General features: G+C 73.7%; 12 protein-coding genes. 6 read left to right on the top strand and 6 right to left on the bottom strand.

Annotated elements, in window-relative coordinates:
• Positions 1 to 37: 37 nt before the first annotated feature.
• Positions 38 to 436 carry a DUF5997 family protein gene (locus ABT127_RS12635; RefSeq protein ID WP_351447878.1) on the bottom strand — a complete coding sequence of 133 codons (399 nt, stop codon included), beginning with the start codon at positions 434 to 436 and terminating at the stop codon, positions 38 to 40.
• Positions 437 to 494: 58 nt separating this feature from the next.
• On the opposite strand from ABT127_RS12635, the gene ABT127_RS12630 reads away from it, so the two are divergent.
• Positions 495 to 1307: a LysR family substrate-binding domain-containing protein gene (locus ABT127_RS12630; RefSeq protein WP_351447875.1), complete on the top strand. Its 813-nt coding sequence runs from the start codon at positions 495 to 497 to the stop codon at positions 1305 to 1307.
• Between the two features lie 18 nt (positions 1308 to 1325).
• Here the strand turns inward: ABT127_RS12630 and ABT127_RS12625 are convergent, their stop codons facing one another.
• On the bottom strand, positions 1326 to 1904 hold the full coding sequence (locus tag ABT127_RS12625) for a TetR/AcrR family transcriptional regulator (protein ID WP_351447872.1): 579 nt from the start codon (positions 1902 to 1904) through the stop codon (positions 1326 to 1328).
• A gap of 230 nt (positions 1905 to 2134) precedes the next feature.
• On the opposite strand from ABT127_RS12625, the gene ABT127_RS12620 reads away from it, so the two are divergent.
• Genes ABT127_RS12620 through ABT127_RS12605 form a run of 4 tightly spaced genes read left to right on the top strand, consistent with a single transcriptional unit; the run spans position 2135 to position 6996 of the window.
• Positions 2135 to 2713 (top strand): (2Fe-2S)-binding protein, encoded by a 579-nt coding sequence (locus tag ABT127_RS12620; RefSeq protein ID WP_351447869.1) that lies wholly within the window; start codon positions 2135 to 2137, stop codon positions 2711 to 2713.
• The gene (locus ABT127_RS12615) at positions 2710 to 3741 is read left to right on the top strand and encodes an FAD binding domain-containing protein (RefSeq protein WP_351447866.1); all 1032 of its coding nucleotides are present in this window, start codon (positions 2710 to 2712) and stop codon (positions 3739 to 3741) included. Before ABT127_RS12620 ends, ABT127_RS12615 begins: the two co-directional genes overlap by 4 nt.
• A complete protein-coding gene (locus tag ABT127_RS12610) occupies positions 3738 to 5891 on the top strand; it encodes a xanthine dehydrogenase family protein molybdopterin-binding subunit (protein WP_351447863.1) in 2154 nt (717 codons plus the stop codon). Before ABT127_RS12615 ends, ABT127_RS12610 begins: the two co-directional genes overlap by 4 nt.
• Positions 5884 to 6996, top strand: coding sequence for an XdhC family protein (locus ABT127_RS12605; protein ID WP_351447860.1), 1113 nt, complete (start codon positions 5884 to 5886; stop codon positions 6994 to 6996). The genes ABT127_RS12610 and ABT127_RS12605 overlap by 8 nt, the downstream gene beginning before the upstream one ends.
• Before the next feature lie 47 nt (positions 6997 to 7043).
• Here ABT127_RS12605 and ABT127_RS12600 read toward each other — a convergent pair whose 3' ends face one another.
• Positions 7044 to 7553, bottom strand: a complete 510-nt coding sequence (locus ABT127_RS12600) for a DinB family protein (RefSeq protein WP_351447857.1) — start codon at positions 7551 to 7553, stop codon at positions 7044 to 7046.
• A gap of 123 nt (positions 7554 to 7676) precedes the next feature.
• On the opposite strand from ABT127_RS12600, the gene ABT127_RS12595 reads away from it, so the two are divergent.
• Entirely contained in the window at positions 7677 to 8534 is an 858-nt protein-coding gene (locus tag ABT127_RS12595; protein WP_351447854.1) for a phosphotransferase, read from the top strand.
• 45 nt (positions 8535 to 8579) lie between these two features.
• On the opposite strand, the gene ABT127_RS12590 is transcribed toward ABT127_RS12595, so the two are convergent.
• The 3 genes from ABT127_RS12590 to ABT127_RS12580 all read right to left on the bottom strand — a co-directional run bounded on the left by ABT127_RS12590 (position 8580) and on the right by ABT127_RS12580 (position 12452).
• Complete coding sequence (locus ABT127_RS12590; RefSeq protein ID WP_351447851.1) at positions 8580 to 9566, bottom strand: isopenicillin N synthase family dioxygenase; 987 nt, start codon at positions 9564 to 9566, stop codon at positions 8580 to 8582.
• 208 nt (positions 9567 to 9774) lie between these two features.
• The gene (locus ABT127_RS12585; protein ID WP_351447848.1) at positions 9775 to 11091 is read right to left on the bottom strand and encodes an amidohydrolase family protein; all 1317 of its coding nucleotides are present in this window, start codon (positions 11089 to 11091) and stop codon (positions 9775 to 9777) included.
• Positions 11088 to 12452: a uracil-xanthine permease family protein gene (locus tag ABT127_RS12580; protein WP_351447845.1), complete on the bottom strand. Its 1365-nt coding sequence runs from the start codon at positions 12450 to 12452 to the stop codon at positions 11088 to 11090. The genes ABT127_RS12585 and ABT127_RS12580 overlap by 4 nt, the downstream gene beginning before the upstream one ends.
• Between the last annotated feature and the right edge of the window lie 85 nt (positions 12453 to 12537).

Raw genomic sequence — 12537 nt, 5'->3', positions numbered from 1 at the left:
TCGCTTCAGGGGCGCGGGGAACCGACAGCCCGCTGCGTCACTGCTGAGCGCGACGGGCCGCCTCGTCGGCGTGCTTCTTCTTGATGCGGACGTTCTCCTTGCGGACGTCGGCCTGCGTGGCGCGCTCCTGCTGGAGCCACTCGGGGTTCTCGCTCTTCAGCGCCTCGATCTGCTCCGTCGTGAGGGCTTCGGTGACGCCGCCACGGGCCAGGCCCGCGATGGAGACGCCCAGCTTCTGTGCGACGACCGGGCGCGGGTGCGGGCCGTCGGCGCGGAGCGTGACGAGCCACTGCGGCGGGTCGGACTCCAGCGCGGCCAGTTCGGCGCGCGAGACGACGCCGTCCCGGAACTCGGCGGGCGTGGCATCGAGGTACACACCCAGCTTCTTCGCCGCGGTCGCGGGCTTCATCGTCTGGGTGCTCTGCTGCGAACTCATGAGGTCAAGGGTATCGAGCCGAACGGAGAGCCCCGACCACGCCGGGTAGCCTGGCGAGGTGACAGGCACGGAAGAAACCCCCGCACCGCCCGCGGCCCCCGGGTTCAGGCTCGCGTACGTTCCCGGAGCCACCCCCGCCAAGTGGGTGCGGATCTGGCGCGAGCGGCTGCCCGGCGTCCCGCTGGAGCTGGTCCCCGTGCCCGCCGCCGAGGTGGCCGACGTGCTGCGGGCCGGTGCCGCCGACGCCGGACTGGTGCGGCTGCCCGTGGACCGTACGTTCTTCAGCGCGATCCCCCTGTACACGGAGACGACCGTCGTGATGGTCCCCAAGGACCACGCTGTGGCCGCCGTCGAGGAGGTCACCCTGGCCGACCTCGCCGACGAGATCGTCCAGCACCCGCTCGACGACGTACTGGAGTGGGCGGAGCGCCCGCCGGGGCAGCCCGCCTTCGAGCGGCCGGCCACCACCGCCGACGCCGTCGAGCTGGTCGCGGCGGGCGTGGGCCTGCTCGTCGTGCCGCAGTCCCTGGCCCGGCTGCACCACCGCCGCGACCTCACCTACCGCACGGTCACGGACGCGCCGGGCTCCGACGTCGCGCTGGCCTGGCCGGAGGAGCGGACCACCGACGAGGTCGAGGACCTCATCGGCATCGTGCGCGGCCGCACGGTCAACAGCTCCCGGGGCCGCGCCCAGACCTCCGCCGAACGACCCGCCAAGAAGGCCGCCGCGCCGGGCAGGGGCGGCACCGGCAGACAGCAGCAGAAGACGACCGGCGGCGGCCGCCGACAAGGCGGAAAGGCCCAGGGCGGCAAGGCCCAGGGCGGAAAGCCGCAGAGCGGCAAGCGGGGCAAGCCCCGCAAGCGGTCCTAGGGCACGCCGGAGGCGGCGTCAGCGCGGCGCACCGGCGCGCAGCCCGTCCGTCACCAGGTCGAGCAGCCGGCCCGCGCGGGACTGCCAGTCGCCCCGCGGGTCGATCTGCCACAGGCCCGCTATCGCCAGCATGAAGTCGTCGGTGCTCACGCCGGGCCGGATCGTGCCCGCCTCCTCGTTCGCCGCCAGCAGGAGCGTGACGGCGTCCGTCAGCAGCCCGTGGGCGATGCTCTTGAAGGCGCCGGGGGCGGCCGTCGCCTCCCGCAGCGCGTTCGCCAGACCCGCCTTGGCCATCGCGTACTGGGCGAGCCGGTCCATCCACTCCCGCAGCGCCACCTCCGGCGGCCGGGTGCACAGCAACTGGGCGGCGGTGTCGGCGACCTGCTGCACCTCGTACCGGTACACCTCCAGGACCAGCGCCTCCCGGCTCGGGAAGTTGCGGTAGAACGTGCCCTGGCCCACGCCCGCCTTCTTCGCGATCGCGCTCAGCGGCGCGTCGGCCGATCTGGTCAGCTCGGTGAGGGCGACCTCCAGGATGCGCTCGCGGTTGCGCTGGGCGTCCGAGCGCAGCGGTGCCTGCTTGTCCGGGTGACGCACGCGTCCTCCTTCGGCCGTGGCTCGGAAACGTCCTTGCTGGGCGGACAGTTGTCCACTACGGTCGATGACCATAGAACGGACAGGTGTCCACTTAGGTTCACCATAGTGTCCCGCGACGCATCCCCACACCGAGGCGTCTCACCGAGACGTACGTCCACCGCCGCCCCCTCCTGCGTACAGCGCCGATTCTCCTCGCACCAGAGCAACGAAACTGCGAAAGAAGGCTGTTCATGGCTCCGGCCGACAACTCCGCGTCCAGCACGATCACTCTGCACGTCAACGGGGAGAAGCACACCCTGCCCGTCGATCACCGCACCACCCTGCTCGACGCCCTGCGCGAGCGGCTCGATCTCACCGGCACCAAGAAGGGCTGCGACCAGGGGCAGTGCGGAGCCTGCACGGTGCTCGTGGACGGGCGCCGCGCGGTGTCCTGTCTGCAGCTCGCGGTCGCCGCCGAAGGGCGCGAGATCACCACCATCGAGGGCGTCGCCGAGGGCGACCGGCTGCACCCGGTGCAGGAGGCCTTCCTCGAGCTCGACGGATACCAGTGCGGCTACTGCACCCCCGGCCAGATCTGCTCCGCGCTCGCCGTCCTGGAGGAGCACGCGGCGGGTTGGCCCAGCGCGGCCACCGGCGACGTGCGGCCCGAGGCCGGTCCGCCGCCGCTGACCCCGGAGGAGATCAGGGAACGGATGAGCGGGAACCTGTGCCGCTGCGGCGCCTACGGATCGATCGTGCGCGCGGTCGAGCAGGCCGCCCGGACCACGTCGGCGCAGCCGGTCACCGAAGCGAAGGAGCAGCTGGCATGAGGGAGTTCGGCTACGAGCGGGCGCTCGACGTGTCCGGCGCCGTGGCGGTGCTCGGCGCCGACCCCGAGGCGCGGTTCCTCGGCGGCGGCACGAACCTCGTCGACCTGATGAAGGCCGGGATCGAGCGTCCCGCGCGTCTGGTCGACGTACGGGAACTGCCCCTGGACCGGATCGAGTCCACCCCCGACGGCGGCCTGCGGATCGGGGCGACCGTCACCAACAGCGACCTCGCCGCCCACCCCGAGGTGCGCCGGCGCTGTCCCGCGCTCAGCCAGGCCGTCCTGGCCGGCGCCTCCGGACAGCTGCGGAACATGGCCACCGTCGGCGGCAATCTGCTCCAGCGCACCCGCTGCGGCTACTTCACGGACGTCAGCAAGGCGTGCAACAAGCGAGTGCCGGGCAGCGGCTGCCCCGCCGTCGAGGGCGAGCACCGCAACGCCGCCGTGTTCGGCGCGAGCGAGCACTGCGTGGCCGTGCACCCGTCCGACATGGGCGTCGCGCTCGCCGCCTTCGACGCGGTCGTCACGTACGAAACCGCCGAGGGTCCCGGGGAGTTGGCGCTCGCCGACTTCTACCTGGCCGTCGGCGACACCCCGCACCTGGAGACCGCCCTGCCGGCCGGCGCGCTCATCACCGGAGTGGTCCTGCCGCCCGCGCCCGTCGCCGCCCGCTCCCGCTACCGCAAGGTGCGCGAACGCGCTTCCTACGCCTTCGCGATCGGCTCTGCGGCCGTCGCCCTCGACGTGCGCGACGGTGTCGTGCACGACGTGCGCCTCGCGTTCGGCGCGGTCGCCTCCCGGCCGTGGCGGGCCCGCGCCGCCGAGCGGGCGCTGCTCGGCCGACCCGCGACCGGCGAGGCGTTCGCCGCCGCGGCCGACGCCGAACTCGCGGCCGCGAGCCCGCTGCCGCAGAACGCGTACAAGGTGCCCCTGATGCGCAACCTCGTCGTGGCCATGCTCACCGAACTCGCTGAACTCCCCGAACCCGCCGCTGAACCCGCCGATTCCGACCAGGAGGCCGGCCGATGACCACCACTGCGACGACCAGCGGGCAGCGCTCGGTCGGGGCCGCGCGGACCCGCATCGAGGGCCTGGAGAAGGTCACCGGAACGGCCCGGTACGCGAGCGAGCTGCCGTTCACCGAACTCGCCCACGGCTGGCTGGTGCTGTCGACGGTGGCGCGCGGCCGGATCCGGGAGATCGGCGACGCGGCGGTCTCGGCGATGCCCGGGGTCCTCGCCGTCCTGAGCCATCGCAACGCACCGCGGGTGTCGACCGACTACGTCGGCCAGCTCGGCGCCCCCGACCCCATCCTCGGCGTCTTCCAGGACGACCGGGTGCCGCACGCGGGCTGGCCCGTCGCGCTCGTCGTCGCCGAGACGTCCGAGCAGGCCAGGGAGGCCGCCGAGGCGCTCACCGTCGAGTACGACACCGAGCCGCACGACAGCGTGTTCCGCGTCGACCACCCCGCCGCCTACGCGCCGGAGGGCCAGACCCAGAGCAAGGGCGACCTGGAGGCCGAACTCGCCGCGTCCGCCGTGGTCCTGGACGCCGCGTACACGACGCCCGAGCAGCACCACAGCGCCATGGAGCCGCACGCGTGCACCGCGCGCTGGGAGGACGGCCGCCTGGAGGTCGTCGACTCCAACCAGGGCAGCATGTGGGTCGCCGACGAACTGGCCAAGCTGTTCTCGCTCGACCTGTCGGCCGTGCGCGTCCGCTCCGAGCACGTCGGCGGCGCCTTCGGTTCCAAGGGCGTACGGCCCCACCACGTGGCCGCCGTGATGGCCGCGACCCAGCTCCAGCGCCCGGTCCGGGTCTCCATGACCCGCCGTCAGGTGTTCGCCGCCACCGGCTACCGCAGCCCGACGGCCCAGCGCGTGCGACTCGGCGCCGCCCCCGACGGACGGCTGCGCGCCTTCGGCCACGAGGCCACCAGCGTGACCTCGACGGTGAAGGAGTTCGTCGAGTCGAGCGCCGGGTACGGGCGTGCGATGTACGCGGCCGACGCGCACCACACCGCGCACCGCGTGGTGCCGGTGGACGTGCCGACGCCGACGTTCATGCGGGCCCCGGGCGAGGCGCCGGGCTCGTTCGCCGTGGAGTGCGCCCTCGACGAGCTTGCCGAGCAGCTCGGCATGGACCCGATCGCACTGCGCGTGCGCAACGAACCCGAGGTGGGCCCGGTCTCGGGCCTGCCGTTCAGCAGCCGCAACCTGCTGGCCTGCTTCGACGAGGGCGCGCGCCGCTTCGGCTGGGCGGAGCGCGACCCGCGGCCCCGCACCCGCCGCGAGGGCCGGCTGCTGATCGGCACCGGCGTCGCCGCGTCGACCTTCCCGTCCGGCGTCGCCCCGTCCACCGCGTCGGTCACCGCCGAACAGGACGGCACCTTCACGGTCCGGATCACCGCCTCCGACGTCGGCACGGGCGCCCGCACGGCCCTGTCCTCGATCGCCGCCGACGAGCTGGACGTGACCCCCGACCGGGTCCATGTCCGCATCGCCGACAGCGACTTCGGTCCTGCCTGGGTCTCCGGCGGCTCGATGGGCACCCGCTCCTGGGGCTGGGCCGTCATGGCGGCCGCCCGCGAACTGCGCGCGACGCTGCCGCTCGCGCCGGGGGAGATCCCCGAGGGCGGCATCACGGTCCGCACGGACACCGCGGGGCTCGTGGCCGAGCTGGCGCAGAAGGAACGGCACTCGTTCGGCGCCCAGTTCGCCGAGGTCGCGGTCGACGTCACCACCGGCGAGGTGCGGGTGCGCCGGCTCCTCGGGGTATTCGCCGCGGGCCGCATCATCAACCCGCTCACCGCGCGCAGTCAGTTGACGGGCGGCATGACCTGGGGCATCTCCATGGCGCTGCACGAGGAGGCGGTGCGCGACGAGGCGTCCGGCGGACACGTCGGCGCGGACTTCGCGGGCTACCACTTCGCGGCGAACGCCGACATCCCCGCCATCGAGGCCGACTGGGTCGACGACCCGGACCCGACCGACCCCGTCGGCATCAAGGGCATCGGCGAGATCGGCATCGTCGGCACCGCCGCCGCCATCGCCAACGCGGTGTGGCACGCGACCGGCGTCCGCCACCGCGACCTGCCGCTGCGCCCCGACCGGATCCTGGCCGGTGAGGCGCGCAGGGAGACCGGCCGGGAAGCGGACCGGGAAGGGCCGCATGCTTGACCTGGCCGCCGAACTGACCGAATGGGTCGCCCAGGGACGGGAGTTCGCCGTCGCCACCGTCGTCTCGGTGAGCGGCAGCGCACCCCGTCCGCCGGGCGCCGCCCTCGCCGTCGACACCGCCGGCGAGGTCATCGGCTCGGTCTCCGGAGGCTGTGTCGAGGGCGCCGTCTACGAGCTGTGCGAGCAGGCCCTCGCGGACGGCGTGCCGGTCCGGGAGAGCTTCGGGTACAGCGACGACGACGCGTTCGCCGTGGGCCTGTCCTGCGGCGGCGTCGTCGAGGTCCACGTCGTCCCCGTACGCGCCGGTGCTCCCGCCCGTACGACGGTGGAGGCCGCCCTCGCGCTCGCGGCGCGCGGCGAGGCGGTGGCCCTGGCCCGGGTCCTCGACGGGCCCGCACCGCTCGCCGACTCCGGCGGGCTGCTGCTCGTGCGCCCCGACGGCTCGGCCGAGGGCTCCCTCGGCTCGGCCGACGACGCCGGGCTCGCCGCGCAGGCCCGGGCCCTGCTCGACCTGGGGCGCACCGGTGTCTGCGCGGTCCCGGAGAGCTCGGCGCGCTGCGGCGCGGACGTCACCCTGTTCGTCGAGTCGAGCGTGCCGCCCGCGCGGATGATCGTGTTCGGCGCGGTGGACTTCGCCGGGGCGCTGGTGCGCGTGGGCAAGCTGCTCGGGTTCCATGTGACCCTGTGCGACGCGCGCCCGGTGTTCGCGACGCGGGCCCGCTTCCCGGAGGCCGACGAGGTCGTCGTCGAGTGGCCCGACCGCTATCTGCGGGCCACGGCGACCGACGAGCGGACGGTGCTGTGCGTCCTGACGCACGACGCCAAGTTCGATGTGCCGCTGCTGGAGGTGGCACTGCGGCTGCCCGTGGCGTACGTGGGCGCGATGGGCTCCCGGCGCACCCACGCGGACCGGTCGCAGCGCCTGCGCGAGGCGGGCGTGACCCCGCGGGAGCTGTCCCGCCTGCGCTCACCGATCGGCCTCGACCTCGGCGGCCGCACGCCCGAGGAGACCGCGGTGTCCATCGGCGCGGAGATCGTGGCGGTGCGCCGGGGCGGGAGCGGGGCCCCGCTGGTCGCGGGGCAGGGGTCGATCCACGCGGAGTGAGGGGGCGGTCCCGAACGGCACGGAACGGCGCGCGGGCCCGGGACGGGTCAGGCGCCGACCGTGCCGTCGACGCCCTCGCGCAGGAAGTCGGCGTGGCCGTTGTGCCGGCCGTACTCCAGGAGCACGTGCACCAGCACCATCCGCAGCGACACGTCCTCGCCCCAGCGCGGCTGATGCCCGGCGACGTCCAGGGACGCGGCCTCCCGCTCGATCCGCCGGGAGGTCTCCACCTCGGCCTGCCAGGCGGTGAACGCCTCGGCCCGGGTCGACCCGCTCGCGTCGTACGCCGCCTGGAAGTCGATCTCGTCGGACCAGACCATCGGCGCGTCGTGGTCCTCGAACACCCGCCGGAACCATGCGCGCTCCACCTCGGCCATGTGCCGCACCAGACCGAGCAGCGACAGCGTGGACGGCGGCATCGACCGCTGCCGCAGCTCCTCGTCGGTCAGGCCCTCGCACTTCATGGCGAGGGTCGCGCGGTGGTAGTCGAGGAAGGCGCGCAGCGTGTCGCGTTCCGTCCCGAAGTGCGGGGGTCCTACCCGGGTGTCGGTGGTCATGGGATGTCCTTCGTGGTGAGAACGGACGGCGTGCGCGCGTCCGGTGACCGTACCGAACTCGGTGATCATGAGGGGGGAGGGGGCTGGTACCGTGCGGGCGGCCGAGGAGAGGGGTAGGCGACGATGCTGGCGTCGGAGGTGGCGCGGGCGGTGCCCGCGGCCAGGGCGATCGCCGCGTCACTCGGCCTGCAGGCCGACGACGCGGTCGTGCTCCAGAACTCCAACAAGCTCACGCTGCGGCTGATCCCGGGCGACGTCCTGGCCCGGGTGGCACCGGCGGCGGACCACATCGCCCGGTTCGAGGTCGAGCTGGCACAGCGGCTCACCGAGGCCGGCTGTCCGGTGGCCGCCCTCGACCCCAGGGTGACGCCGGACGTCCATGAACGGGACGGCTTCGCGGTCACCCTGTGGACCCACTACACGGCGGTGGCACCGGCGGAGGTCGGGGAGGCCGCGTACGCGGACGCGCTGAAGCGACTCCACACCGGCATGCGCCGACTCGACGTCCCCGCACCGCACTTCACCGAGCGGGTCGCGAAGGCCCGGAGTCTCGTCGCCGACCGCGACCGCACGCCCGCGCTCGGCGACGCCGACCGGCGACTGCTCGGCGCCACCCTGGACGACCGGTGCCGGGCGATCGCCGAGCGCGGCGGCGCCGAGCAGCTGCTGCACGGCGAGCCGCACCCGGGCAACCTCCTCGCCACCCGGCACGGCCCGCTCTTCATCGACCTGGAGACGGTGTGCCGGGGGCCGGTCGAGTTCGACCTCGCCCATGCCCCCGACGACGTCGCCGGGCACTACCCGGGCGCCGATCCCGGCCTGCTGCACGACTGCCGGATCCTGGTGCTCGCGATCATCACGGCGTGGCGCTTCGACCGGGACGACCAGTTGCCGGACGGGCGCGCACTGGGCGCGCGGTGGCTGGACCGGATCCGGGCGGAGCCCTCGCGCGGGCGCTCGGGGCCCGGCGCGAGGGCATAGGCGGGCTCTGCCGGTCCTCTGGGCCGGCCGGCCTCTCTTCGCCTTCTACCGGGCGAAGTTGGCGGCGATGCGCTGCTGGATGTAGTCGGCAGCGGTGATCGGCGGATAGCGGCGCTCGGGCCCCTCGATCACCACGTCACGGTCGGCCTGCGCGAAGAACGCGATGCTGTGCCGAGCCGACCGGTCGTCGCCGGGTCCCGGCGACTTCACCCGGTGGAAGTTGGACGGCAGCCGGTCGTCGCTCCACCGCATCAGCATGTCGCCGATGTTGCAGGTGATGACGGCGTCGGCCGGCTCCACCGGAGTCCACTCCTGCGCCTCGGCCTCCTTGCCCGGGCACACCTGGAGACCGCCCTGCCCGGCACGCTGGAACAGCAGCGTCAGACAGTCGAAGTCGGTGTGCGCGCCCGCCCGCCACACGTCGCCGGGAATCTCGGCGTCCTCGGGAACGGCGAAGTAGTGCAGCATCCGCAGGGTCGACTGGTACTGGGCGCTCTCGGGGGCGTGGGCCCGCGCGAAGAACCCCTCGGGCAGCCCCAGCCGGTCGGCGAAGCAGCCCAGGACGCGCATCGCGAGGTCCCGGCACCGGGCCTCGAAGGCGAGGGTGCGCTCCCGGAAGCCGGGCAGCACGTCGTCGGGCCACAGGCCGTCCATGTGCGGCCGGGTCACCTGGTACGACTCCTTCTGGTCCGGTGTCCCGACCGACGGCCGGACCTGGGTCATCGACTCCCAGCCGGAGTTGAGCCCCTTCTTCAGTCCGTGCCGCGCCTTGGTGTCCTCCGGCAGGGCGAAGAACCCCGCGGCGTCGGCGAACGCCCCGTCCACGAGGGGCTGTTCGATGCCGTGGTTCACGAGCTGGAAGAAGCCGATGTCGGTCGCGGCCGTCCACAGCTCGTCGGTGATCTCGGCCCGGCGGGCGTCGAAGTCGGTGAGGTCGATCCGGCGGATCTCCCGGTCGGACGTCTCCGTCCCGGTCCCGCCCATCCGGGTCTCCTTGTCCAGCTCGGCCAACTGGTATGTGGTGTCGGTCATCGCGGCTTGCGCTCCTGAGGAGTGAGGTCCCACGGGATGCAGTCACCGCCCCTGCGATCCCCACCGCGGACGCACAGAGGTCCGCGGGCACGGTCACGGCGGACCCGTCCGGGCCCGGCGCCGTGGGCTGGCACGGTCCCCGGTGACCCGGGGCCGTACGCGATGACCTCACCCTGCCGGGCCCGTGTTTCGTCGCGGGATCCCGCGGTTACGCGGCCGTAAAGGTGAGCCCGGCGGCCAACTCGCCCGCGGACAGCCGCACATGCTCGCCGTCCTGGACCAGCACCTCGCCGCCGACCAGCACGGCCGCCACGGTCCTGCTGCCCGCGCAGGTCAGCAGGGTGGCCCCCGGATCACGGACGGGGAGGCAGGCGTAGTCCCGGTCGAAGCGGTGCAGCACCAGATCCGCCTGCATGCCCACCCGCACCCCGTCGGGCCGCTCCTCCAGACCGAGGACGCGGTTGGCACCGTTCGCGGCCAGCGCGAACATCTCGGGGAACCCCAGCAGATCGGCCTTGCGGTGCGCGGCCCGCTGCAGATACGCGCCGATGCGCAGCGCCTCCAGCATGTCCTGCGTGTCGTTGCTCGCGGCCCCGTCCACCCCCAGCCCGACCCGCAGCCCCGCCTCCAGCATCTCCGGCACCGGGGCGATGCCCGAGCCGAGCCGCATGTTGGAGAGCGGGTTGTACGAGACGCCGACCCCGTTGCGCGCCAGGGCCGCCCGGCCCGCCGCGTCCAGCTCCACGCAGTGCACGGCCAGCAGCCGCTCCCACAGAAACCCGGCCCGCTCCAGATACTCGACGGCGCCGGCCCCCGCGTGCTCGCGGCACATCACGTCGTCGGTCGTCGTCTCCAACAGGTGCAGGGAGACGGGCAGTTCGCGTTCGTCGGCGAACGCGCGCACCGCCGCCATGCCCTCCGGCGTCAGACACCGCGGATTGGGCACGGCCACCCCGACCGCCACCCGGCTGCCGCGCGCGGCCCCGATCAGCTCGTCCGTGTGCGCCAGCGCCTCCTTCAGCGGCTGCATCAGACGCGGATCGAAGCCCCACTTGCGGCTGCCGTCGGCCCGGTCGGCGACCCCGCGGCAGAGCACGGCCCGCACGCCGCTGTCCCGCAGCGCCCGCAGCACCGCGTCGTGCACCTCGGGGGAGGGATGCGGCCACATGTGCTCGACGAGCGTGGTCGTCCCGCTGCGCAGGGCCTCGGACGCGGCGGCGGCAGCGGTCCAGTACGCCCGCTCGGGCGTCAGCCGGACCGCCTCCTCGCCGACGGCGCTCAGCCACGACAGCAGCGGCAGCCCCTCGCCGATGCCGCGCAGCCCGGCCTGGAATAGATGGGTGTGCGTGTTGACGAGACCAGGAGTCAGATGGGCGCCGGATCCGTCCAGCACCCGCTCCCCGTGCGGCAGTTCGCCCTTCGGCACGAGGGCGTGGACACGGCCGTCGACGAGGTGGACGTCCGTCCCCGCGTGCCAGGCCCCGCCGCTGAAGACGGTGACGTCGGTGATCGTGTCGGGGCTCATCGCGCGGTTTCCTTCCGGAGGCGGAGCGGGCGGCCGGGGGTGTGGTGGAACAGCAGGTTGAGGAGGAAGGCGACGATCCCGGTGACGGCGATGCCGCTGTCCAGGACCGTGCGCGCATACGTGGGCAGCGGCGCGTAGAAGTCGGGCGCGCCGACCGGGATCATGCCGAGCCCGAACGCCAGCGCCACGGTCAGCAGATTGCGGGAGTCGGCGAGGTCGGCCTTGGAGACGATCCGCAGTCCGACCGCGCCGACCGTGCCGAACATGACGAGCGACACCCCGCCGAGCACCGCCCCCGGCACGGCCGCGACGGCCGCGCCGAGCACCGGGACGAAGGCGAGGACGACCATCAGCGCCCCCGACAGCGCGACGACGTGACGGCTCATCACCCGCGTCACGCTGACCAGGCCCACCGACTGCCCGAACGTCACGATCGGGAACGAGGACAGGGCGCCCGAGACCACCGTCGCGGCACCGTCCGCGCGCAGCGCCCGCACCACGGTCGGCGCGTCGTCCCCGCGCCCCACGATCTGGCCGACGGCAAGGGTGTCACCGACCGACTCGACCATGTTCACCAGCTGCACGACGAGCATCGCGGCGATGGCGGGCACCACGAAGGTGGGCGCCCCGAACGCGGCGGGTTCGGGGACCGAGACGGCGTCCGCGCCGGTCACTCCCGAGCCGTCGAACAGGCCCAGCGGCACGGCCAGCACGGTTCCTGCGGCCATCGCGACGAGCACCGAGAACCGGGCGACGGCGGGTGGCGCGAGCCGTTCGACGAGCACGACCAGGACGACGGTGACGGCGGCGAGCGCGAGCCCCTTCCCACCGCTCTCGCCGCCGCTGACGAGCCCGGCCGCGGAGGGCACGAGCGAGAACCCGATGACCGCGATGACCGTCCCCGTGACCAGCGGCGGGAACAGATGCAGACAGCGCCCGAACCACGGCGCCACCGCCAGCGTCACCAGACCCGACACGATGGTCGCGCCGAACACCGCGGCGAGCCCGTGCTCCTGCCCGATGAGCACCGCCGGGGTGATGGCCGTGAACGTCGACCCCATCACCAGGGGCAGCCGCGCCCCGGCGAGGCCCTTGAGCCCCAGCGACTGGAGCAGGGTCGCGAGGCCGCTCACCAGCAGATTGGCGCTGATGAGCAGCCGTATCCGGTCCTCGGGCAGGTGCAGCGCGGTGCCCACCAGCAGCGGCATCGTGGCCATGCCCGCGTACGCGACGAGCAGATGCTGCAGGCTGAGTGGGATCAGCCGGCGCAGCGGCGGCCGTACGTCCACGGGGTGCGGGCCCTGCGCGGGTGCGACGGCATCGGTGTCGGCGGGGGCGGCGGCGCGCGCGGAGACAGCCATCGTTCCTCCCTGAAAGCTCGGTGGAAGACGGCTGGTTAGCGCCCGGGACGGTGAACCACCGGACGCGCACCGGCCGTTGCAGCCA

The organism is Streptomyces sp. NPDC001904 (genome assembly GCF_040297005.1).
In the GTDB taxonomy this organism is placed as follows: Bacteria; Actinomycetota; Actinomycetes; order Streptomycetales; family Streptomycetaceae; genus Streptomyces.
Note: the sequence above shows the minus strand (reverse complement) of the source record. Positions and strands in the feature narration are given on the sequence as shown.